This window comes from Serratia sp. FGI94, from assembly GCF_000330865.1.
Taxonomy (GTDB): Bacteria; Pseudomonadota; Gammaproteobacteria; order Enterobacterales; family Enterobacteriaceae; genus Serratia_B; species Serratia_B rubidaea.
Genome location: NC_020064.1, coordinates 379,364 through 400,064 on the forward strand (window position 1 = coordinate 379,364; position 20,701 = coordinate 400,064).

The 20,701-nt window shown below is 59.7% G+C and carries 22 protein-coding genes; 14 read left to right on the top strand and 8 right to left on the bottom strand.

The window, feature by feature from the left end; translation table 11 throughout:
* Nucleotides 1-35 precede the first annotated feature (35 nt).
* The 3 genes from rlmB to D781_RS01650 all read left to right on the top strand — a co-directional run bounded on the left by rlmB (nt 36) and on the right by D781_RS01650 (nt 3,007).
* Nucleotides 36-767 (top strand): 23S rRNA (guanosine(2251)-2'-O)-methyltransferase RlmB, encoded by a 732-nt coding sequence (rlmB, locus tag D781_RS01640; RefSeq protein ID WP_015344301.1) that lies wholly within the window; start codon nt 36-38, stop codon nt 765-767.
* A 128-nt stretch (nt 768-895) separates the two neighbouring features.
* Complete coding sequence (locus tag D781_RS01645; protein WP_015344302.1) at nt 896-2,524, top strand: isovaleryl-CoA dehydrogenase; 1,629 nt, start codon at nt 896-898, stop codon at nt 2,522-2,524.
* Between the two features lie 84 nt (nt 2,525-2,608).
* Nucleotides 2,609-3,007: a DUF350 domain-containing protein gene (locus D781_RS01650; protein ID WP_015344303.1), complete on the top strand. Its 399-nt coding sequence runs from the start codon at nt 2,609-2,611 to the stop codon at nt 3,005-3,007.
* Nucleotides 3,008-3,040: 33 nt separating this feature from the next.
* Here D781_RS01650 and bsmA read toward each other — a convergent pair whose 3' ends face one another.
* Nucleotides 3,041-3,352 (bottom strand): biofilm peroxide resistance protein BsmA, encoded by a 312-nt coding sequence (bsmA, locus tag D781_RS01655; protein ID WP_015344304.1) that lies wholly within the window; start codon nt 3,350-3,352, stop codon nt 3,041-3,043.
* 133 nt (nt 3,353-3,485) lie between these two features.
* On the opposite strand from bsmA, the gene yjfP reads away from it, so the two are divergent.
* Nucleotides 3,486-4,238 (top strand): esterase, encoded by a 753-nt coding sequence (gene yjfP / locus D781_RS01660; RefSeq protein ID WP_015344305.1) that lies wholly within the window; start codon nt 3,486-3,488, stop codon nt 4,236-4,238.
* Between the two features lie 94 nt (nt 4,239-4,332).
* Here the strand turns inward: yjfP and D781_RS01665 are convergent, their stop codons facing one another.
* On the bottom strand, nt 4,333-4,599 hold the full coding sequence (locus tag D781_RS01665) for a DUF1471 domain-containing protein (protein WP_015344306.1): 267 nt from the start codon (nt 4,597-4,599) through the stop codon (nt 4,333-4,335).
* Between the two features lie 82 nt (nt 4,600-4,681).
* A complete protein-coding gene (locus tag D781_RS23820) occupies nt 4,682-4,951 on the bottom strand; it encodes a hypothetical protein (RefSeq protein WP_041411701.1) in 270 nt (89 codons plus the stop codon).
* Between the two features lie 88 nt (nt 4,952-5,039).
* On the opposite strand from D781_RS23820, the gene rpsF reads away from it, so the two are divergent.
* The 5 genes from rpsF to D781_RS01690 all read left to right on the top strand — a co-directional run bounded on the left by rpsF (nt 5,040) and on the right by D781_RS01690 (nt 6,948).
* A complete protein-coding gene (gene rpsF / locus D781_RS01675) occupies nt 5,040-5,438 on the top strand; it encodes a 30S ribosomal protein S6 (protein WP_015344307.1) in 399 nt (132 codons plus the stop codon).
* Between the two features lie 8 nt (nt 5,439-5,446).
* Complete coding sequence (gene priB / locus D781_RS22400; RefSeq protein ID WP_015344308.1) at nt 5,447-5,764, top strand: primosomal replication protein N; 318 nt, start codon at nt 5,447-5,449, stop codon at nt 5,762-5,764.
* A gap of 4 nt (nt 5,765-5,768) precedes the next feature.
* A complete protein-coding gene (gene rpsR, locus D781_RS01680) occupies nt 5,769-5,996 on the top strand; it encodes a 30S ribosomal protein S18 (RefSeq protein WP_000135199.1) in 228 nt (75 codons plus the stop codon).
* A 39-nt stretch (nt 5,997-6,035) separates the two neighbouring features.
* The gene (gene rplI, locus D781_RS01685) at nt 6,036-6,488 is read left to right on the top strand and encodes a 50S ribosomal protein L9 (protein WP_015670575.1); all 453 of its coding nucleotides are present in this window, start codon (nt 6,036-6,038) and stop codon (nt 6,486-6,488) included.
* A gap of 103 nt (nt 6,489-6,591) precedes the next feature.
* Nucleotides 6,592-6,948: a DUF488 family protein gene (locus tag D781_RS01690; RefSeq protein WP_015670576.1), complete on the top strand. Its 357-nt coding sequence runs from the start codon at nt 6,592-6,594 to the stop codon at nt 6,946-6,948.
* Here the strand turns inward: D781_RS01690 and D781_RS01695 are convergent.
* Nucleotides 6,945-7,592 (bottom strand): LysM-like peptidoglycan-binding domain-containing protein, encoded by a 648-nt coding sequence (locus D781_RS01695; RefSeq protein WP_015670577.1) that lies wholly within the window; start codon nt 7,590-7,592, stop codon nt 6,945-6,947. The genes D781_RS01690 and D781_RS01695 overlap by 4 nt on opposite strands.
* Nucleotides 7,593-7,857: 265 nt before the next feature.
* On the opposite strand from D781_RS01695, the gene fklB reads away from it, so the two are divergent.
* On the top strand, nt 7,858-8,478 hold the full coding sequence (gene fklB, locus D781_RS01700; RefSeq protein WP_015670578.1) for an FKBP-type peptidyl-prolyl cis-trans isomerase: 621 nt from the start codon (nt 7,858-7,860) through the stop codon (nt 8,476-8,478).
* A 45-nt stretch (nt 8,479-8,523) separates the two neighbouring features.
* On the opposite strand, the gene D781_RS01705 is transcribed toward fklB, so the two are convergent.
* Nucleotides 8,524-10,494 carry a bifunctional 2',3'-cyclic-nucleotide 2'-phosphodiesterase/3'-nucleotidase gene (locus D781_RS01705; protein WP_015670579.1) on the bottom strand — a complete coding sequence of 657 codons (1,971 nt, stop codon included), beginning with the start codon at nt 10,492-10,494 and terminating at the stop codon, nt 8,524-8,526.
* Nucleotides 10,495-10,768: 274 nt separating this feature from the next.
* Here D781_RS01705 and cysQ point away from each other — a divergent pair, with 274 nt between their 5' ends.
* On the top strand, nt 10,769-11,509 hold the full coding sequence (gene cysQ / locus D781_RS01710; RefSeq protein ID WP_015670580.1) for a 3'(2'),5'-bisphosphate nucleotidase CysQ: 741 nt from the start codon (nt 10,769-10,771) through the stop codon (nt 11,507-11,509).
* A gap of 4 nt (nt 11,510-11,513) precedes the next feature.
* On the opposite strand, the gene D781_RS01715 is transcribed toward cysQ, so the two are convergent.
* Nucleotides 11,514-12,068, bottom strand: a complete 555-nt coding sequence (locus D781_RS01715) for a YtfJ family protein (RefSeq protein WP_015670581.1) — start codon at nt 12,066-12,068, stop codon at nt 11,514-11,516.
* 327 nt (nt 12,069-12,395) lie between these two features.
* Here D781_RS01715 and D781_RS01720 point away from each other — a divergent pair, with 327 nt between their 5' ends.
* Complete coding sequence (locus D781_RS01720) at nt 12,396-12,602, top strand: DUF1107 domain-containing protein (protein ID WP_015670582.1); 207 nt, start codon at nt 12,396-12,398, stop codon at nt 12,600-12,602.
* A 102-nt stretch (nt 12,603-12,704) separates the two neighbouring features.
* On the opposite strand, the gene D781_RS01725 is transcribed toward D781_RS01720, so the two are convergent.
* Entirely contained in the window at nt 12,705-14,036 is a 1,332-nt protein-coding gene (locus D781_RS01725; RefSeq protein WP_015670583.1) for a hemolysin family protein, read from the bottom strand.
* Nucleotides 14,037-14,221: 185 nt separating this feature from the next.
* On the bottom strand, nt 14,222-14,860 hold the full coding sequence (gene msrA, locus D781_RS01730; protein WP_015670584.1) for a peptide-methionine (S)-S-oxide reductase MsrA: 639 nt from the start codon (nt 14,858-14,860) through the stop codon (nt 14,222-14,224).
* A 286-nt stretch (nt 14,861-15,146) separates the two neighbouring features.
* Here msrA and D781_RS01735 point away from each other — a divergent pair, with 286 nt between their 5' ends.
* On the top strand, nt 15,147-16,883 hold the full coding sequence (locus tag D781_RS01735; protein WP_015670585.1) for an autotransporter assembly complex family protein: 1,737 nt from the start codon (nt 15,147-15,149) through the stop codon (nt 16,881-16,883).
* Complete coding sequence (locus D781_RS01740) at nt 16,880-20,701, top strand: translocation/assembly module TamB domain-containing protein (protein ID WP_015670586.1); 3,822 nt, start codon at nt 16,880-16,882, stop codon at nt 20,699-20,701. Before D781_RS01735 ends, D781_RS01740 begins: the two co-directional genes overlap by 4 nt.

A 20,701-nucleotide genomic window follows, 5' to 3' on the forward strand; every position in this document is an offset into this window, starting at 1 on the left:
CCGACCGACGTCGGCCGCACGGTTAAAAGAGTATCATGAGCGAAATTATTTACGGTATCCACGCCGTTAAAGCCCTGTTGGAACGTGACCCGCAACGCTTCCTGGAAGTGTTTATCCTGAAAGGCCGCGACGACCGCCGTTTGCAGCCGCTGATCGCCGAGCTGGAAGCCACCGGCATTGTGATTCAGGTGGCGAACCGCCAGTGGCTGGATGACAAGGTGGAGGGCGCGGTGCATCAGGGGATCGTCGCCCGCGTGCGCGAAGGGCGTCAGTATCAGGAAAATGACCTGCCGGGGCTGCTGGAAAGCGTCGATACGCCGTTCCTGCTGATTCTGGACGGCGTGACCGACCCGCACAACCTTGGCGCCTGTCTGCGCAGCGCCGATGCCGCCGGCGTACATGCGGTGATCGTACCGCGCGATCGTTCCGCCCAGCTGAATGCGACGGCGAAAAAAGTGGCCTGTGGCGCGGCGGAAAGCGTGCCGTTGATCCGCGTCACCAATCTGGCGCGCACCATGCGTCTGCTGCAGGAGATGAACGTGTGGATTGTCGGCACCGCCGGCGAAGCCGATCATACGCTGTATCAGAGCAAGCTGACCGGGCCGATGGCGCTGGTGATGGGCGCAGAGGGTGAAGGCATGCGCCGCCTGACGCGTGAACACTGCGATGAGCTGATCAGCATTCCGATGGCGGGCAGCGTGTCCTCGCTGAACGTGTCGGTCGCCACCGGCGTCTGTCTGTTCGAAGCGGTGCGCCAGCGCAGCTGATCCCCGCGGGCCCGGCATCGTCGGGCCTGCTGTTTTCCCGCCATTTTCCCATCCTGTGCGCCGCCCCGCGGCAGAAATCGTCACGTCTACCATACTGTTTGCTGAGGTCTTGAACAGGGAGCAGGTCTATGGTCTGGCATACGCACGACGTTTTTAATCAGCCCAAACCGCTGGGCAACAGCAACCTTTTTCTTTCCGATACGCCGCTGCGCGAGGCGGTGCAGCGCGAGCAGGCCGGCTGGGACAGCGAGGTGCTGGCTTCGCTGGGGCAGCAGTTGGGCACTCAGGAATCCTTGGAGCTGGGGCGGCTGGCCAACGCCAACCCGCCGGAGCTGCTGCGCTACGACGCCTGCGGCCAGCGGCTTGACGACGTTCGCTTTCATCCCGCCTGGCACATTCTGATGCAGGGGTTGGTGGCCAACCGGGTGCACAACCTGCCGTGGGAGGAGGAGGCGCGCGTCGGCTCTGTGGTCGCCCGCGCGGCACGTTTTATGCTGCACGCGCAGGTGGAGGCCGGCACGCTGTGCCCCATCACCATGACGTACGGTGCGACCCCGCTGCTGCAGCGCACCCTGCCGGCGGCGTTCAGCGACTGGCTGCCGCCGCTGTTGTCCGACCGTTACGATGCTCATTTGCTGCCGGGAGCGCAGAAACGCGGCCTGCTGATCGGCATGGGCATGACGGAAAAGCAGGGCGGTTCCGACGTGCTGAGCAACACCACCACGGCGACGCCGCTGGCCGGGCGCGGCAGCGGCGAACTTTACCGCCTGGTGGGGCATAAATGGTTCTTCTCGGTGCCGCAGAGCGACGCGCACCTGGTGCTGGCGCAGACCGGCGGCGGGCTGTCCTGCTTTTTCCTGCCGCGCATTCTGCCCGACGGCACGCGCAACGCGGTGCGGCTGGAACGGCTGAAGGACAAGCTCGGCAACCGCTCCAACGCCAGCAGCGAAGTGGAGTTTCTTGACGCCAGCGCCTGGCTGCTGGGCGACGAGGGCGACGGCGTGCGGCAAATCCTCAAGATGGGCGCGCTGACCCGCTTTGACTGCGCGCTCGGCAGCCACGGCCTGATGCGTCGCGCACTGTCGGTGGCGCTGTACCATGCCCATCAGCGCCAGGCCTTCGGCAAAACGCTGATCCAGCTGCCGTTGATGCGCCAGCAGCTGGCGCGCATGGCGCTGCGTCTGGAGGCGCAGGTCGCGGCGCTGATGCGGCTGGCGCGCGCCTATGGCGACGCCGGCAGCCCGCTGTCGCAGGGGCTGAGCCGCATCATGACGTCGGCGGCGAAGTTTGGAGTCTGTCGTCAGGGCATCCCCTTTGTCGCCGAGGCGATGGAGGCGCTGGGCGGCATCGGCTACTGCGAAGAGAGCGAACTGCCGCGGCTGTATCGCGAGATGCCGGTCAACAGCATCTGGGAAGGCTCGGGCAATATCATGAGCCTGGACGTGCTGCGCGCCTGGACGAAAAGCAGCGCGGTGCAGGAGGCGGTGCTGCAGGAGTTTGGCGAGGTGAAGGGGCAGAACCGTCATTTCGACCGCCAGTGGCGACAGCTGATGCAGCAGCTGCGCAAGGGGCAGGAGGCGCAGGGGCGGAGCATGACGGCGCAGCTGTTCAACCTGTTTGCGGCGGCGCAGCTGTTGCGCAGCGCCGCGCCGCCGGTGGCGGAAGCCTGGTGCCAGATGGCGCTGGACGTGCGCGGCGATCGCGTGTTGCCGGAGTCGCTGTGCGCATCGCTGCTTGACAGAGCGATGGGCGGCTAGGCATAAAGTAGCGCCGGCGTGAAACATTTTGTCACACGGTATCGACCCGTAACGGGATCACGACTCGCGTTCAGGAAGGATAATATGGATATCGTTAACGCACTGGCGGCGTTTGCCGCCTACTTTTTCAGTGGTTTTGCCATGGTGCTGGTGTTTTTGTTTATCTACACCCGCATCACGGCGCATGACGAATGGGCGTTGATTAAAGAGAACAATCAGTCCGCCGCGTTCGGCTTTGTCGGCGCCTGCCTGGGGTACGTGATTCCCCTGGCCAGCGCGGCGGTCAACTCGGTCAGCCTGCTGGATTACGTCATCTGGGGCGCCGTTGCGCTGGTGGTGCAGCTGCTGTTGTTCGCCGCGGTGAAGGTTTATATGCCGCGCATCAGCGATAAAATCGAAGCCAACCACCTGGCGGCGGGGATTTTCCTCGGCGGTGTCTCCATCAGCGGCGGCGTATTGAACGCGGCGTGCATGACATACTGATGGCGGACTCTCCCGCGTGGCATACGCTGTCGCCTAGCGGTACAAAATGGCCTGGGAGTACCACTGCCCGGGCACCACGGTTTCGCTGTTCATGATAATCAGGTAGTAACGGGCGCCGCTGGCGGAGGCTTTTTTCTGGATGGCCTCTTCCACGTTCATCGGGCTGCCGTGCACCAGTGCGCTGACGGTGGTCATTTTTTCCAGGCCAAAGGTCTGCGCGCGGGTGACCTCCTGCGCCTGCCCGGCAATCGGCGGCGGCGGTGGTTTTGGCGTGGTGGTCATCAGGCCGCAGCCGGATAACGCGGCCAGCAGCGTCAGCAGGGCGGCAGTACGCGTCAGAGTCATCATCGACCTCGCTATTTTCATCGCAGTCTCCCAAGTGTAATGCTTAAGCATAAGCTGGAACAGAATGAGCTAATGCCGACGGCGTTTTTTTGTCATGATAGAGCGGCTTGCGAAGCGATAAGGGGTTGAATGGATGGTCGAGTTATTTGACGAGCGCGTTGGGGATATCGCCGTGATTCACGCGGTGCCGGCCGGGCAATATGAACAGCCGTTGCCGACGGTGTTTTTCTACCATGGTTACTGCTCCTCGAAAGAAGTGTACGCCTATTTCGGCTATGCGCTGGCGAAGGCCGGGTTCCGCGTGATATTGCCGGACGCCGACCAGCATGGCGAACGCTATCATGGTGATGAGCCGCGGCGGCTGGCGCAGTTCTGGGAGATCCTCAAAAGTAATATCGATGAACTGCCGGCGTTGCGGTCGCATTTCGCGCAGCGCGGGCTGATTGATGGCGCGCGCGTCGGCGTTGCCGGGGCGTCGATGGGCGGCATGGCCACGCTGGGCGCGCTGACGCGCTATCCGTGGATCGCCGCGGCGGCCAGCCTGATGGGCTCCGGTTCGTTTTCTTCTCTGTCGCAGACGCTGTTTCCGCCGCTGGACAGCTTGGGGCAGCCGCTGCCTGAGGCGCAGCATACCGCCCGCCTGGCGCCGCTGGCGGATGATGCCCTGGAGCAGCAGTGGGATAAGCTGGGCGAGCGTCCGCTGCTGCTGTGGCACGGCGAGGCCGATGACGTGGTGCCGGCGGCGGAGAGCCTGCGCCTGGCGCAGGTATTGCGCGAGCGCGGCCTGGGGGCGCGGTTGACGCTGGCGCTTGAGGCGGGCGTGAAGCACCGCATTACGCCGGCGGCGCTGGACGCCTGCGTGGGGTTCTTCCGCGCGACGCTATAAAAAAGCCCCCTGCAAGCAGGGGGCGTTGGGTTGGATCACCGTTTTAGACTGCCGCTTTTGGCTGCGGCTTGGTTCCCTGGCGTTGATCGTTCGGTTAACGGTACAGCTCGGCGCTGACGTGAATCGACGCGTTGCTGCCCGGCTCATGCAGGGCGATGACGCGATAGGCGCCGGCGCCGCGCCGTTCGGCGATTTGCCTGACCTGCGCATCGGCGTCATCGGGAGACACCACGTTGCGGTTCAGGGTGATAAAGCCGATGCTCTGGCGCTGTGACGCCTGTTGGGCGTCGATCTCTTCTGCGGCCATCGCGCCGCTGGAAAGCAGTAATGCGGCAAGCATGGCGAGAATGGCGTGTTTCATAAAGCCTCGCTTAACCTTTGTCCCGGTCGGTCCGGCAGCGATGATCGTGGGGCAAAAAGTTATTTGTCTGTCTTGAATAACCTTAAATCTGTTCGTCGCGCTGTCTACGGCGGATACGTTTAATTCTAGTCCGTTCTCGCAGATAAAAAAGCGCAGCTATTTGATGGGATTTTTCAAAAAATATGAACAAGCCGCCGCGCTTGATGATGATTTTATTGAAAGATTCCCGCCGTATGCGCCCGTTGCCGGCCGTGACAAATCGTGCGCTTTGGCCTTGAGCACCGTCCGGCGGCGAATAAATCCCACTCTCTCCTTGAGTTTCCGCCCCGGCGCCAGTATGATTACGCGTCATTTTTCAGCCGCACACAAACACGTTCCTTGCTTCCATGGGCTGCGGTTGACCCTGACAGGAGGCTGAATAATCCGTAAGGAGCAATTCGATGCGTCATTACGAAATCGTTTTTATGGTCCATCCTGACCAAAGCGAACAGGTTCCGGGCATGATCGAGCGTTACAGTGCTACCATCACTAACGCGCAAGGTCAGATTCACCGTCTGGAAGACTGGGGCCGCCGTCAACTGGCTTACCCGATCAACAAACTGCACAAAGCTCACTACGTTCTGCTGAACGTTGAAGCTCCGCAGGAAGCGATCGATGAGCTGGAAACTAACTTCCGCTTCAACGACGCCGTTATCCGCAGCATGGTTATGCGCGTTAAGCACGCGGTAACTGAAGCCTCTCCAATGGTTAAAGCGAAAGACGAACGTCGTGGCGATCGCCGCGAAGAGTTCTCTAACGAAACCACTGAAGAAGCAGATGCTGGGGATTCTGAAGAGTAATTGCCGCCGTGACGACTAATCGTCTGGTTTTGTCTGGCACGCTGTGCAAGCAACCGGTGCGAAAGGTAAGTCCTTCCGGCATTCCCCACTGCCAGTTTGTGCTTGAGCACAGATCGACGCAGACAGAAGCCGGATTCAGCAGACAAGCATGGTGCCGCATGCCCGTGGTTGTCAGCGGACAACAGTCACAAGCACTGACTCAAAGATTAACGGTCGGCAGTCAGGTTACCGTTCAAGGTTTTGTTAGCTGCCATCAAGGGCGCAACGGCCTGAACAAATTGGTCCTGCATGCCGAGCAGATTGAATTGATAGATTCTGGAGACTAGCCAAATGGCACGTTATTTCCGTCGTCGCAAGTTCTGCCGTTTCACCGCGGAAGGCGTTCAAGAGATTGACTATAAAGACATCGCTACGCTGAAAAACTACATCACTGAAAGTGGTAAAATTGTCCCGAGCCGTATCACCGGTACTCGTGCCAAATATCAGCGCCAGCTCGCCCGTGCTATCAAGCGCGCGCGCTACCTGTCTTTGTTGCCGTACACTGATCGTCATCAGTAATCGGCCACTGTCCATTAACGACTTTGAGAGGATAAGGTAATGCAAGTTATTCTGCTTGATAAAGTAGCAAACCTGGGCAGCCTGGGTGATCAAGTTAACGTTAAAGCGGGCTACGCCCGTAACTTCCTGGTACCACAGGGCAAAGCTGTTCCTGCTACCAAGAAAAACGTAGAGTTCTTCGAAGCACGCCGTGCTGAACTGGAAGCCAAACTGGCTGACGTTCTGGCTGCTGCCGAAGCGCGCGCAACCAAGATCAACGAACTGGCTACGGTTACCATCGAGTCTAAAGCAGGCGACGAAGGTAAACTGTTCGGCTCTATCGGCACCCGCGACATCGCTGACGCAGTTACCGCTGCCGGCGTTGAAGTTGCCAAGAGCGAAGTTCGCCTGCCGAACGGCGTTCTGCGTACCACTGGTGAGCACGAAGTGCACTTCCAGGTACACAGCGACGTGTTCGCACAGCTGAATGTAGTTGTGGTTGCTGTCGCTTAATCGCGAGAGTTACCCGAGCAAAACGCCAGCCTTGTGCTGGCGTTTTGCTTTTCTGCCGCCGGCAAAATGCGTTATGGTGCCAGAGGACGACAAGGAGGCAACGATGACGCAAATCCGGTTACAGCGTGTGTATGACTTCAGCGGCCCGGCGCCGCACTGTTTTCTGATCGATCGGCTGTGGCCGCGCGGTATCAGCAAGCAGCGGCTGGAAGGCGTGGCGTGGTTGAAAGAGGTGGCGCCCAGCGGTGAACTGCGCCAGTGGTTCCACCATCATACCGACCAGTGGGAGGCGTTTGTCGCGCGCTACCGGCAGGAGCTGGCGGCAGGCGATGCCTGGCGGCCGCTGGCGGCGCTGTTGCGGCAGGGCGAGAGCCTGACCCTGCTGTACGGCAGCAAGGACACGCAGCACAACCAGGGCGTTGTACTGCGTGATTTTCTTCTGGAACAGCTGCCGGCTTAGCGCTGGCGACGATAGCCGCCGTCGGCCTGACGACGGAAGGTGACCTGGCGATTGTCGAGCGTGGTGACCGACAGCGCGATAATGACGCCGTTGGCGTCCCGTTCGATACGCACTTCCTGCCCGGCTTTCAGATTGCTCAGTGGCTTATCATTACCTTCCACCTGCGCCATGGCGAACACTTCATTAACCGGCAGGCTATTGTCGCGGAACAGCTGCGCCAGCGTCTGGCCGGGCTGAATGTGATAACGCTGCCACTGCCCGCCCGGATCCGAGGCGTCGGTAACCGGCTGGGCATCGGTTTGCTGCGCGCTTGGCGACTCCAGATGGCCCGGGCGCTCATCGCGATCCGGTGAATAGGGCCACAGCAGCGACAGCAGCAGTATGGCGCCGAAGATGATGACCCAGCGGCGGTGGAAATAGGGCAAAGGCTCCAGCCAGCCGAAGCCGTCCGGCAGATGCCAGATTTTCAACAGTAGCGCTTTGATCCCCTGTCCCTGACCGCCTGTCGGCGGCTGCGAGTCTGCCTCCGCGGGCGTCTGTCGCGGTGCGCCGAACGGCAGGCGCTGGCTGACGCGCTGCCAGACGCGTTGCAACGAGCGGTGGGCGCGGGTGGTTTTCCTTCTCCTGGGCGCGATTCTGCCCATGGTGACCTCTCTTCAACGGCGTAAATTGCCACAGTACCAAATAGTGTGCCGACGGTCCGATGACCCGCTTTCAGTATAGTCCGCTAACTGTTTGATGTGAAAGGCAGCGGCGTTATTGTACGGCGGGGGCGGCAATGGGCATTAACAGAAGGTTATTGTTTCTTTTTCTACGGGAAAAGTCATCATTCTCGACACAAGATTTTACCCGGCTTTCCGGCGCTGTTATGCTGCGCCTTCGACTTTTTACAGACTTAAGGAAAACCCCATGACAACCCCTTCTTTTGACAGCGTTGAAGCGCAAGCAAGCTACGGGATTGGTTTACAGGTCGGCCAGCAACTGCAGGAATCCGGTCTGGAAGGTTTACAACCGGACGCTCTGCTGGCAGGTCTGCGTGACGCGCTGGAAGGGAATGCCCCGGCGGTTCCCGTTGACGTCGTACATCGCGCGCTGCGTGAAATCCACGAACGTGCGGATGCCGTACGTCGTGAGCGTCAGCAGGCGATGGCGGTAGAAGGCCAGAAATTCCTGGAAGAAAACGCCAAGCGTGATGATGTGACGCTGACCGAATCCGGCCTGCAGTTCTCCGTGCTGCAGCAGGGCAACGGCCCAATTCCGTCTCGTCAGGACCGCGTGCGCGTACACTACACCGGCCGCCTGATTAACGGCGACGTGTTCGACAGCTCCGTTGAGCGCGGCCAGCCGGCCGAGTTCCCGGTTACCGGCGTGATTGCCGGCTGGATCGAAGCCCTGACGCTGATGCCGGTTGGCTCTAAATGGCAACTGTATATCCCGCACAACCTGGCCTACGGCGAGCGTGGCGCAGGCGCTGCTATCCCACCGTTCAGCGCGCTGGTGTTTGAGGTTGAACTGCTGGAAATCCTGTAAACGGGATTGACGAAACGGGGCGCCAGATGGCGCCCCGTTTGTTATTTAGCGTGCCGCGTCGGCGGGCGGCGTTTGCAGATCGACCTGATAAATCGCAAAGCCGATGCGGTCGTTGCCGAGCGGCTTCAGCGGGTAGCGGGCGCTTTGCCGGATAAACGCCGCGGCCTTGTCGCTTGGCGAGGTTTCGAAACGGATATCCAGCGGCTGGGCGGCGTCGATATTGGCCAGACGCCAGTTATTGTCCGCCTGCGGATGCACCGCCCCGTGCTTTTTGCTCTCTGCGCCGATATAGGCCGCCAGTACGGCACGGTTCTCATCCGGCGAGGCAAAGGCGATGTGTTTGTCGCCGGTGCCGGCAAATTTACCGCCGTAGGCGCGGTAGTTGTTGGTGGCCACCAGGAAGGTGGCGTGCGGATCGATCGGTTTGCCGTTGAAGGTCAGCTGCTTAATCCGCTCCGCTTTATCATTGATTAACTGACATTCGCCGTCGTAGCGCGCCGGCTGGCTGACGTCGATCTGGTAGCTGACGCCGTCGATCACGTCGAAGTTATAGGTACGGAAGCCGTCCCAGTTAATCAGGCTCTGCGGCTTACTGCTGTTGACGTCGATGCGGTTAAACTGCCCGGCGGAGCACTCCAGCCACTCCTTCACGTCCTGACCGCTGGCTTTGACCACCACCAGCGTATTGGGGTAGAGATACAGATCGGCCGCGTTGCGGAAGGTCAGCTGCCCTTTTTCCACTTCCACAAAGCTGGCCGGATCGTTTTTACGGCCGCCGACCTTGAACGGCGCGGCGGCGGACAGCACCGGCAGATCAGCCAGATCCGGATCGCCCTGAATGTAATGCTCCACATAGGCTTTCTGCGCGTTGTTGACGATCTGCACCGTCGGGTCGTCCTGCACCAGCGCCAGATAGCTGTACATGTTGCCGTCGGATTTGCCGATAGGCTGGCTGACGAATTCGCGGGTGCCCTTATGGTCGTCGGCCAGCGCTTTTACCAGACCGGCGTCTTCCGCCGCCAGCGAGCGCTTGGCTACGCTGTCATAAATCGGTCGCGCCTCCGCTTTGGCGTGAGTGACCGCCCAGCGGCCGCCGTCGTTGCTGAGCTGCAAATCCACCACCCCGAGGTGATCGCCCCACTGGCCCGGCATCACCGCCGGTACGCCGTTCAGCAGGCCCTGCTCAATATCGGCGCCTTTGATGGCGGCAAAGTCTTGGCTGGGGAAGACCGCGTGGGCGTGGCCGAACATAATGGCGTCGATGCCCAGCACCTGGCTGAGGTAGTAGACCGAGTTTTCCGCCATCGCTTTATACGGCTCGCTGGAGAGGCCGGAGTGGGGAATGGCGATCACCAGGTCGGCCCCTTGCTGGCGCATTTCCGGCACGTAGCGCTTGGCGGTGGCGGTAATATCGTTAACCGTGACTTTGCCCTGCAGGTTGGCCTTGTCCCATACCATAATCTGCGGCGGGACGAAGCCGATGTAGCCGATGCGCAGCGTGTGCGCCTTGCCGTCGCGGTCTTTTACCGGCGTATCGACGATAATATACGGGGTGAACAGCGGTTTCTGAGTTTTGCTGTCGATGACGTTGGCGTTCACGTAGGGGAATTTAGCGCCGGCGAGGGCGTTTTGCAGGTAGTCGAGGCCGTAATTGAACTCGTGGTTGCCGATATTGCCCACCACGTAATCCAGCCGGTTCAGCGCCTTGTAGACCGGGTGAACGTCGCCCTGGTGCAGGCCTTTGGCCGCCATATAGTCCGCCATCGGGCTGCCCTGAATGATATCGCCGTTATCGACCAGCACGCTGTTGACCGCCTGCCCGCGCGCCTGCTGGATCAGACTGGCGGTACGCACCAGGCCAAATTTTTCGGTGGGTTTATCTTTATAGTAATCGAAGTCCATCATGTTGCCGTGCAGGTCGGTGGTTTCCAGCACGCGCAGGTCAACCGTTGCCGCCTGCGCGCCGGCGGCGATCAGCAGGGCGAGGGCGGATAATGCCAGCGGACGTTTCATCATTATTGGTGTTCTCCATGCCATGAGGTTTTTTGGCGTCTTCCTGGAGGGAAGCCGCAAAGAACGATGTAATTATGCTTACTTGCCATCAGAAAACGTGAAGTGTGGCAGAAAATCCCGGTTGGCACAGCGGGAAAGCTCACAATTGCGGGCCGGCAAACTTGAATTATTTCCTAACGTTAACACGTCGGGATGGATATTCCGGGCAAAAAAAACTAGTCTGCTAGCATAAGGTTGCGGGAGATTTCCCACGGAATTGTTTGATCTGAGGTGAATGATGTTAGAACAAATTTGCCAGCTTTCCCGCGAGGCGGGCGCAGCAATTATGGCGGTCTATCACGGCGAACAGCCGCTTGACGCCGCGGTGAAAAAAGATGATTCACCGGTTACCGCCGCCGATTTGGCGGCCCATGGCATCATCAAGGCGGGACTGGCGGCGCTGACGCCGGAGATCCCGCTGCTGTCGGAAGAGGATCCGCCGACGTGGGAAGAGCGCCGGCACTGGACGCGTTACTGGTTGGTGGACCCGCTCGACGGCACCAAAGAGTTCCTGCAGCGTAACGGCGAGTTTACCGTCAATATTGCGCTGATTGAGGACGGCCAGGCGGTGATGGGCGTGGTGTATGCGCCGGCGCTGGACGTGCTGTACCTGGCGGAGCGCGGCAAGGCGTGGAAAGAAGAAAAAGGCCAGCGTCAGTCGATCCACGTGATGGAGGGGCAGCCGCCGTTGGTGGTGGTCAGCCGTTCACACAGCGATGATGAGCTGAAGGACTATCTGAAGCAGCTGGGCGTGCACCAAACCATCTCGGTCGGCTCGTCGCTGAAGTTCTGCCTGGTGGCGGAAGGCAAAGCGCAGCTGTATCCGCGCTTTGGGCCGACCAATATCTGGGATACCGCCGCAGGGCATGCGGTGGCGGTCGCTGCCGGGGCGCAAATTCACGACTGGCAAGGCAAGCCGCTGCTTTATACGCCGCGTGAATCTTTCCTCAACCCCGGCTTCCGCGTGTCGCTGTTCTGATCGGTTAGCGCAGCATCTGGTGCAGCATGTTCATCACCTGCTGCACTTCTTCTTCCGTCAGCTTGCCGTCTTTGGCGAACTTCACCCGCCCCTGATCGTCCAGCACGATAATCGCCGAGCCGTTGCTCTGCAGATCCCAGGCCTTCTTCACGCTGCCCTTGTTGTCGACGATAAACTGCGACCACGGGAACTCTTTCTTGCTGTCCTCAATACTGCTGCGCACAAACATGCCGGTGCCGACGATGGCGTCGTCAATGTTGATGATTGTCGTCGTTTGGTAACGATCGCGTGGTAGCTTGGCGTCCTTGATGGCTTCAATCAATGGATCGTTCATGTCCTTGGCGGAGCTGCGGCCGGCAATATGCTGAATTACCCGCACTTTTCCGCTGAGCTTGCCGCTGCTCCATTTTTCGTAGCTAAAGTCGCCGTTCGCGTAGTTTAGCTCGCCGCGGTCCGTGACGCTGACCGGCGCGACGCGCTGTAACAGTTGAAAGTTGTGCGCCGAGGCCAACAGGGGGGCGAACAGCAGGGACATAATTAGCATGCTACTCTTTTTCATGCGTGCTCCTTGTTATGGGGGATAGTGCGAACAGTCTCCGCGGCCTAAAGCTTAGGTGGTGATCGGAGGTCTGTCCTGTTAGCGCGATCTCAGTTTTCCCTATCGGTCTCTAACGCCTTTAATTTGAAGGGATATTCTGAATATGTCGTAAATCATCATATACAAATCTGTCAACAAGTGTAAAACCAGTGAAGACATCCGGGCGAAAGTGAACAAAATGGTCTTAACTAGGTCTACACCACTGCAATCAATTGCGTTCTTTGATAAGAAACCGCCCGATTAGCGGTTCGCATGAACGCCTGGTCCAACGGAGGAGCACAGAACAAAATGAGAATCTTCCAGCGTTATAACCCTTTGAAAATTGCCAAATATGTGAAGACCCTGTTCCGCGGACGTTTATATATTAAGGACGTTGGCGCATTTGAATTCGACAAAGGCCGGATCCTGGTGCCGAAAGTCCGCGACAAGCGTCATCTCAGCGTGATGTCTGAAGTTAATCGGCAAGTGCTGCTTTTGCAATCCGAAATGGGTTAAAACGTTGTTAAAGCTGCAGCCTGAGCGCTGCCGCACTAACGGCGTACAGAAACAAGCGCGGCCCCAAACGGGGCCGCTGATGTTTTATCTTCTCATGGCGCGTCAGGCCGGCAGGTTATCATCCGCCGCCTTTGGCAGCACCGCCGCCGGCTTATCGCTCAGCTTGGTGACCAGCAGCTGGTCGATTTTGTAGCTGTCGATATCGACCACTTCGAACTTGTAGCCGGCGTATTTGACGAAGTCGGTGCGTTTCGGGATCTTGCGCAGCATATACATCATAAAGCCGCCGATGGTTTCATAGTTGCCGGCCTGCGGGAACTCATCGATATCCAGTACGCGCATCACGTCGTCGATCGGCGTGCCGCCCTCAATCAGCCATGAATTTTCGTCGCGGGCGACGATCTGCTCTTCCTGGCCCTGTCCCACCAGATCGCCCATCAGGGTGGTCATCACGTCGTTGAGCGTGATAATCCCCACCACCAGCGCATACTCGTTCAGGATCACCGCAAAGTCTTCACCGGCCGCCTTAAAGCTTTCCAGCGCCTCAGACAGCGTCAGGGTGTCCGGTACGATCAGCGCAGAGCGGATCTGCACGCCGCTGCTCAGCACCAGGCTCTGGTTGCCCAGCACGCGGTTCAGCAGGTCTTTGGAATCGACATAACCCACCACCTGGTCGATATGGCCGTCGCATACCAGGAATTTGGAGTGCGGATGGGTGGAGACTTTCTCCTTGATGCTTTCTTCGCTCTCGCGCAGATCAAAATAGACCACGCTTTCACGCGAGGTCATTGAGGAGGGCACGGTGCGCGACTCCAGCTCGAACACGTTCTCAATCAGCTCATGTTCCTGCTTGCGCAGCACGCCGGCCAGCGCGCCGGCTTCCACCACGGCGTAGATATCGTCAGAGGTGATGTCGTCTTTACGCACCATCGGCAGTTTGAACAGGCGGAAAATCAGGTTCGCCATACCGTTAAACAGCCAGACCAGCGGGCGGAAGATCATGATCGAGAAACGCATCGGGTTGATGATCCGGACGGCGACCGCCTCTGGTGCAATCATACCGATGCGCTTCGGGGTGAGATCCGCGAACAGGATAAACAGGCTGGTGACCAGCACGAACGAGCAGATAAAGCTGAGCTGCTGCGACAGTTCCGGCGACAGGAAGCGATCGAACAGCACCTGGAAGCTGGGGGAGAACGCCGCATCGCCGACGATACCGCCCAAAATGGCGACGGCGTTAAGACCGATTTGCACCACGGTAAAGAACAGGCCGGGGGTTTCCTGCAGTTTCAGCACCTTGGCGGCGTTGACGTTGCCTTCATCTGCCATCAGCTTCAGTTTAATCTTGCGTGAGGCAGCCAGAGATATTTCCGATACAGAGAAGAAGGCGCTCACTGCGATCAGAAAGAGAATCAGTAAAATACTGTTTAACATAATCTATCCATACGTGCCGACGGGATGACGGCGCTCTTGAGGAAGGGCAATACATTGTAAAAAAGAGTTGCCGGACGCGTTTTACAGCGCCCGCTTTGCCACGGCAAAAAGCAGGCCGCGTTTCTGCGGCCTGGATAGTATAGCAGCAGCCCGATAAGGCCCGCCAGTGGTTAAAAATTAACGCGTTAGCCCTGCGGCGGCAGACAAACGCCAATGCCGCCCAGCCCGCAGTAGCCGCCCGGATTCTTTTCCAGATATTGCTGGTGGTCGTCTTCGGCGTAGTAGAACGGCGTGGCCGGGGCGATTTCGGTGGTGATGACGCGCTGGTCTCCCGCCGCGTCCATCGCCTGCTGGAAGCTGGCCAGGCTGCGTTCGGCGTCGGCCTGCTGCTCCGGCGTCAGGTAATAGATCGCGGAGCGGTACTGCGTACCGATATCGCCGCCCTGACGCATGCCCTGCGCCGGATCGTGGTTTTCCCAAAATACCTGCAGCAGCTGCGGATAGCTGATGACCTTCGGATCGAAGACCACGCGCACCGCTTCGGCATGACCGGTCTGGCCGGTGCACACTTCATGGTAGGCCGGATTCGGTGTGTAACCGCCGGTGTAGCCGGCGGCGGTGCTGTAAACCCCCGGCTGTTGCCAGAACAGGCGTTCGACGCCCCAGAAGCAACCCATGGCGAAGATCGCCACCTCCATGCCGGCCGGCACTTCTGTCATGGAGTGCTGGGTGACGACGTTAAGTGCGGCGACCGGCACCGGCGTGGCGCGTCCCGGCAGCGCGTTGGCCTGGTCGACCAGGCAAGATTTATCTGTATTTTGCACCGCGATTGACTCCTGTTGTCTTAATAAGAATTGGCCCTAGACGACATTGCGCGAGTTGTAACTCGTCGCTTATTTGCCCACAATAAGGCCGATGTTGCGTTTATGTGTAAGCTTAACGCAGTCTTTTGAGCGCAAAAAGCCAAGAATACGTCCTGTTTATGCCATTTTGTGCGCAGGTCGGTGGGAGTCGGCCAGGGGAGAGTTGCCATTTTGCTAGCGTGGCGGCGTGGTCAGGCGATCTGAACGACGGTTTTTACAGGAAAGTACAATAAATTAAGGAGAACGTGTGCCACGTTACCGTGTCCTTTGCGTTTTATGCGCGCTATTTGTCGCGCCTGCGGCGCTGTCGGCCAATTTGCGGCTGCAGGTCGAAGGGCTGAGCGGAGAGTTGGAAAAAAACGTGCGGGTTCGTCTGTCTGCCATCACCCCCGAAGAGGTGAGCGCCGACGGTCGGTTCCGCGCACGCGTAGATCAGGCGGTGCGCCAGGGGCTGCGTGCGCTGGGCTATTATGACCCGACCATTGAGTTTACCCTCGACGACAATCCCAAACTGTCGCGTCCGGTGCTGCATGCCAAGGTGAAACCGGGCGAGCCGGTGCGCATTGCCGGCGCCAATATTACGTTGGAAGGCGGCGCTAAAACCGATGAAGACTATCTGGCGCTGGTGAAGAAGGGGCGGCCGACCATCGGCGATATCCTGAATCACGGCACCTATGAAAGCTTTAAAAGCTCCCTGAGCGGCCTGGCGCTGCGCAAGGGCTACTTCGACGCCGAGATGACCAAGAGCCAGCTCGGCGTGTCGGAAGAGCTGCGTAAGGCGTACTGGGACCTCGACTTCAACAGCGGCGAGCGCTACCGCTTCGGCAAAGTGAAATTCGAGGGTTCGCAGATTCGCGAAGACTACCTGCAAAACCTGATCCCCTTCCACCAAGGGGAATATTACAGCTCGCAGGATTTGGCCGAGTTGAACCGCCGTTTGTCCGCCACCAACTGGTTTAACTCGGTGGTGGTGTCCCCTGACTTCGAAGATGCCAAAGAGAGCAAAATCCTGCCGCTGGATGCGCTGGTCACGCCGCGTAGTCGCAATACGCTGGAAACCGGCGTCGGCTACTCCACCGACGTCGGGCCGCGAATCAAAGGTACCTGGAAGAAGCCCTGGCTGAACGACCGCGGCCACAGTCTGGAAACCAGCGCCTATATTTCGGCACCGGAGCAGCAGCTGGATCTGACGTATAAGATCCCGCTGCAGAAGAGCCCGCTGGAAGAGTATTACCTGATGCAGGGCGGCTATAAGCGCAGCGATCTGAACGATACCAAGTCGGACAGCACCAAGGTGGTGGTGTCGCGCAACTGGGATAAATCCAGCGGCTGGCAGTACGCCATCAATATGACCGGCCGTTTTGACCACTTTACCCAAGGTAATGTCACCAACACCACCGTGCTGCTGTACCCGGGCGCCAGCCTCAGCCGCACCCGCTCGCGCGGCGGACTGATGCCGACCTGGGGCGACAGTCAGCGCTATTCCATCGACGTTTCCGATACCACCTGGGGGTCCGGCGTTGATTTTGCGCTGCTGCAGGCGCAGAACGTCTGGATCCGCACGCTGGCGGATAAACACCGCTTTGTGGCGCGCGGTCAGGTGGGTTGGATTGAAACCAACGACTTCGATAAAGTGCCGCCGGACCTGCGCTTCTTTGCCGGCGGCGACCGCAGCATCCGCGGCTATAAATACAAAGACATCTCACCGCGTGACGAAGACGGCAAACTGACCGGCGCCTCCAAAATGCTGACCGGTTCACTGGAGTATCAATACAACGTGACCGGCAAATGGTGGGGCGCGGTGTTCATCGACTCCGGCGAAGCGGTGAATGACATCAAACAGAGCAATTTCAAAACCGGCGCGGGCGTTGGCGTGCGCTGGCAGTCACCGGTCGGGCCGGTGAAACTGGATATTGCCGCCCCGGTCGGGGATAAGGAAACCCACGGGATGCAGTTCTATATCGGTTTGGGGCCTGAATTATGAGCCTGGTGAAAAAGATTTGTCTTGGGTTGCTGATCGTTCTGCTGCTGCTGGTGGGGGGCGTCGCCTACCTGCTGGGCACCACCAGCGGTTTGCATATGGTGCTCAACGGTGCGGCGCGCTGGGTGCCGGGGCTGGATATCGCCAGCGTCAGCGGCGGTTGGCGCGATCTGACGCTGAAAGGCGTGAAGTACCAGATGCCGGGCGTGACGGTGAATGCCGGCCAGTTCCATCTGGCGCTCGATCTGTCGTGCTTTAAGCGCAGCTCGCTGTGCGTGAACGCCCTGACCGCCGACGATGTCGACGTGGTGGTGAAAACCAGCGAGATGGCGCCGTCCGAACCGGCGGCGGAGAGCAGTGAGCCGACCACCGAGCTCAGCACCCCTTATCCGATTATCCTGCGCAAACTGGCGCTGAATAACGTCAAGGTCAACGTTGACGATACCGCGATTTCACTCGGGGAGTTCAGCACCGGCGCCGAATGGCGGGAGCGCGCGCTGCAGCTGCAGCCGACCAAAATTGCTGCGCTGCTGATTGCCCTGCCGAAAACGCCGGCCAGTCCGCTGCCGGAAGAGGTACAGCCGGCGGCCGATATGGCGAAGAAGGTTGGCGAGAAGGTGAGCGACGCGCCGAAGCCGGCGCCGCAGCCGGAAGAGAAACCGCTGGGCGAAACGCTGAAAGAGCTGTTTGCCAAGCCGCTGCTGCCGGATCTGCCGGAAGTCCGCCTGCCGCTGGATATCACGGTAAAAGAGATTCGCGGCGAGCAGCTGCGTCTGACCGGCGATACCGATGTGCTGATCACCAGCCTGCTGTTGAAGGCCAGCACCCGGGACCAACATATCCAGCTGGACAATTTCGACGTCAGGTCGCCGCAGGGCACGCTGTTCGCACACGGCCAGGCCACGCTGAAAGATAACTGGCCGGTACAGATGGTGGCCAACAGCACGCTGAATATCGATCCGCTGAAAGGCGAAAAGGTGAAGCTGAATATTGGAGGCGGCCTGCGCGAAGCGCTGAACGTGGCGCTGAACCTGTCCGGGCCGGTGGGGGCGCAGCTCGATCTGCAGACCCAGCTGGCGGAGGCCGGCTTACCGCTGTCGCTGACGCTGCAGAGTAAACGGCTGAAGTGGCCGCTTACCGGCGCGTCTCAATACCAGGTAAACGATTTACGCCTGCGCTTTAACGGCAAAGCCACCGACTATACGCTGTCGACGCGCGCCGATATTAAAGGGCAGGATCTGCCGCCGGCGCTGCTGACGCTGGACGGCAAAGGCAACGTCGAGCAGTTCCGCCTCAACCGCCTGCGTCTGGCGGCGCTGCAGGGCAATACCGACCTGACCGCGCTGGTGGACTGGAGCAAGGCCATCAGTTGGACGTCACAGCTGACGCTCAGCGGCATCAACACCGCCAAACAGTGGCCGGAATGGCCGGCGAAGCTGGACGGCAAAATCACCACCCGCGGCAGTCTGTACGGTGGCAGTTGGCAATTGCAGGTGCCGACGCTGCAGCTGGACGGCAACGTGAAACAGAACAAGGTGTCGGCGCACGGCTCGCTGAGCGGCAACGCTGCCGGCCAGTGGAAGATCCCCGGCGTTGATTTGGCGCTGGGGCGCAATAACCTGAACGTGAAAGGGCAGCTGGACGAAAAAAGCTGGAATCTGGACGCCAATATTGATGCGCCGCAGCTGGACGGCGCGCTGCCGGGCCTGGGCGGCACGGCGAAGGGCCTGCTGAAGCTGCGCGGTAACCTGCAGGCGCCGCAGCTGCTGGCGGACCTGACGGCATCCGGTCTGCAATGGCAGGCGCTGCATATCAAACGGGTGAAAGTGGACGGCGACGTACGCTCTACCGATCAGATTCAGGGCCAGCTGGCGGTGCGGGTCGAACAGCTGAAGCAGGACGCGCTGGAAGTGAACCTGCTGCAGCTTGACGGCAAAGGCACGGAAAAACAGCACACGCTGCAGCTGAAAGTGGACGGCAAGCCGGTGTCCGGCCAGCTGGCGCTGGCGGGCAGTTTCGACCGTCAGCAGCAGCGCTGGCGCGGCAACCTGAATAACACCCGCTTTGATACGCCGGTGGGTGAATGGCGCCTGACGCGCGCTATTGCGCTGGATTACCTGAATACCCAACAGAAAATCAGCGTCGGACCGCACTGCTGGCAGAACCCGGACGCCGAGGTCTGCGTGCCGAAAACCATCGAGGCCAGCGCCGCCAGCGGCCAGGCCAGCGTGGTGCTGAACCGCTTTGATCTGAAAATGATCAAGCCGTTCCTCGGCCCGGAGACTGCGCTGAACGGCGTATTCACCGGCCGCGCCGACGTGAGCTGGAAAGAGGGCGCCGCGCTGCCGCAGGCGAAGGTGTCGCTGGTGGGCAACGGGGTGAAAGTGGTGCAGCAGGTTCAGGGCAACGCGCTGCCGATCGCCTTTGACACGCTGAATCTCAACGCGGGCGTCAATAACGGCCGCGCGCAGGCCGACTGGCTGATCAAGCTGCACAACAACGGCCAGCTGGACGGCAATATCCAGGTGACCGACCCGCAGAAACAGCGCAATATCGCCGGCAACGTCAACATTGCCAACATCTCGCTGGCGATGATTAACCCGGCGCTGATGCAGGGGGAAAAGGCCGCCGGCATGCTGAACGCCAATCTGCGGCTGGGCGGCAACGCGCAAAAACCGCTGGTATATGGCCGTCTGGCGCTGGATAAGGTAGATATTGACGGCAGCTGGATGCCGTTTGATATGACCGACGGCCGGCTGGCGATCGACTTCAACGGCATGAACTCGACGCTGGATGGCCTGATCACCACCACGCGCGGCCAGCTGAACCTGACCGGCGACGCCGACTGGCGGGATATCAACGCCTGGCGGGCGCGCATCGCCGCGAAAGGCGACAAGCTGCGGGTAACGGTGCCGCCGATGGTGCGCATCGACGTATCGCCGGATCTGGTGTTTGAAGCCACGCCGCAGCTGTTCTCGCTCAACGGCAATGTGGATATTCCGTGGGCGCGCATCACCGTGCAGGAGCTGCCGGAAAGCGCGATCGGGGTCTCTTCGGATGAAGTGATGCTGGATAAACAGCTAAAACCGATCCAGCCGAAGAGCACCGCGGTGGCGATTAACAGCAACCTGATGATTCACGTCGGCGACGACGTGCGGCTGGACGCCTTCGGCCTGAAGGCGCGGCTGAAGGGCGACCTGAAAGTGGTGCAGGATAAACGCGGTCTGGGGCTGAATGGCCAGATTGATATTCCGGCCGGCCGTTTCCACGCCTATGGTCAGGACTTGATCGTGCGCAAGGGACAATTATTGTTCTCCGGCCCGCCGGATCAGCCATACTTGAACATGGAGGCGATTCGTAACCCGGAGGCCACTGAGGATGATGTCACCGCCGGGGTGCGCGTCACCGGGCTGGCGGATGCGCCGAAGCTGGAAGTGTTCTCCGACCCGGCCAAATCGCAGCAGGAAGCGCTGTCTTACCTGCTGCGCGGGCAGGGCCTGAGCAACTCCGGCGCCGACGGCAACGCGATGACGTCAATGTTAATCGGCATGGGGGTTGCACAAAGTGGTCAACTTGTGGGTAAAATCGGCGAAGCATTCGGCGTCAGTAACCTGGCACTTGATACTGCCGGCGTTGGCGACAGCTCACAGGTTGTCGTGAGTGGCTATGTCCTCCCTGGCTTACAAGTAAAATATGGGGTGGGTATTTTCGACTCGCTGGCTACGTTGACGTTGCGTTACCGCCTGATGCCTAAATTGTATCTTGAAGCGGTGTCTGGTCTCGATCAGGCGCTAGATTTGCTCTATCAGTTTGAGTTTTAG

Bases quoted from the DNA above. Each gene is read 5' to 3' on its own strand.
- cysQ (WP_015670580.1), top strand. From the start codon at position 10,769: ATGTTAGAACAAATTTGCCAGCTTTCCCGCGAGGCGGGCGCAGCAATT.
- bsmA (WP_015344304.1), bottom strand. From the start codon at position 3,352: ATGACTCTGACGCGTACTGCCGCCCTGCTGACGCTGCTGGCCGCGTTA.
- rplI (WP_015670575.1), top strand. From the start codon at position 6,036: ATGCAAGTTATTCTGCTTGATAAAGTAGCAAACCTGGGCAGCCTGGGT.
- D781_RS01740 (WP_015670586.1), top strand. From the start codon at position 16,880: ATGAGCCTGGTGAAAAAGATTTGTCTTGGGTTGCTGATCGTTCTGCTG.
- rlmB (WP_015344301.1), top strand. From the start codon at position 36: ATGAGCGAAATTATTTACGGTATCCACGCCGTTAAAGCCCTGTTGGAA.
- yjfP (WP_015344305.1), top strand. From the start codon at position 3,486: ATGGTCGAGTTATTTGACGAGCGCGTTGGGGATATCGCCGTGATTCAC.
- D781_RS01695 (WP_015670577.1), bottom strand. From the start codon at position 7,592: ATGGGCAGAATCGCGCCCAGGAGAAGGAAAACCACCCGCGCCCACCGC.
- D781_RS01645 (WP_015344302.1), top strand. From the start codon at position 896: ATGGTCTGGCATACGCACGACGTTTTTAATCAGCCCAAACCGCTGGGC.
- rpsF (WP_015344307.1), top strand. From the start codon at position 5,040: ATGCGTCATTACGAAATCGTTTTTATGGTCCATCCTGACCAAAGCGAA.
- D781_RS01690 (WP_015670576.1), top strand. From the start codon at position 6,592: ATGACGCAAATCCGGTTACAGCGTGTGTATGACTTCAGCGGCCCGGCG.
- fklB (WP_015670578.1), top strand. From the start codon at position 7,858: ATGACAACCCCTTCTTTTGACAGCGTTGAAGCGCAAGCAAGCTACGGG.
- D781_RS23820 (WP_041411701.1), bottom strand. From the start codon at position 4,951: ATGACGCGTAATCATACTGGCGCCGGGGCGGAAACTCAAGGAGAGAGT.
- D781_RS01715 (WP_015670581.1), bottom strand. From the start codon at position 12,068: ATGAAAAAGAGTAGCATGCTAATTATGTCCCTGCTGTTCGCCCCCCTG.
- D781_RS01725 (WP_015670583.1), bottom strand. From the start codon at position 14,036: ATGTTAAACAGTATTTTACTGATTCTCTTTCTGATCGCAGTGAGCGCC.
- D781_RS01665 (WP_015344306.1), bottom strand. From the start codon at position 4,599: ATGAAACACGCCATTCTCGCCATGCTTGCCGCATTACTGCTTTCCAGC.
- D781_RS01720 (WP_015670582.1), top strand. From the start codon at position 12,396: ATGAGAATCTTCCAGCGTTATAACCCTTTGAAAATTGCCAAATATGTG.
- D781_RS01705 (WP_015670579.1), bottom strand. From the start codon at position 10,494: ATGATGAAACGTCCGCTGGCATTATCCGCCCTCGCCCTGCTGATCGCC.
- rpsR (WP_000135199.1), top strand. From the start codon at position 5,769: ATGGCACGTTATTTCCGTCGTCGCAAGTTCTGCCGTTTCACCGCGGAA.
- D781_RS01650 (WP_015344303.1), top strand. From the start codon at position 2,609: ATGGATATCGTTAACGCACTGGCGGCGTTTGCCGCCTACTTTTTCAGT.